The organism is Tamlana crocina (assembly GCF_012037625.1).
The window spans coordinates 1-330 of sequence record NZ_JAAVJS010000631.1 but is presented as its reverse complement, the minus strand read 5'-3'; the positions used below and the strand labels follow the sequence as shown (position 1 = coordinate 330).

Sequence of the window (330 nt, the reverse complement as noted above, 5' to 3'; positions counted from 1 at the left end):
ATGAAGGTTTTGGTCGAGCCCGCGGTATTTCCCATCCACATCCATATATTCGGTAGGCCCGAGGAAGCTGTGATACATGGCGGTATAGAAATTTATCTTCTCATCTCGGGGTGCAGGTTCGATATCTATTTTATTGAGTTCTTTGTTCCATTGTTTCCGGGCCTCAGCTTTTACGGAACCAAAATTCCAGTGCGGGATTTCGGCTTTTAGATTTTCGACTGCTCCGCGGGTGCTTACCGGGGAGAGTGCAAATTTCACCTGCAACTCTTTGCTTGTTTTGGTATCGAAATCAAAATACATCCTGATCTTTTCTCCGGCTATGTCAGGAAA

1 protein-coding gene is annotated in these 330 nt (G+C 45.5%); it reads right to left on the bottom strand.

Going from position 1 to position 330, the window contains the following annotated elements; translation table 11 throughout:
* Positions 1-330, bottom strand: a 330-nt coding sequence (locus tag HC176_RS18345; protein WP_167920425.1) for a glycoside hydrolase domain-containing protein, incomplete at both ends; no start/stop codon positions are given.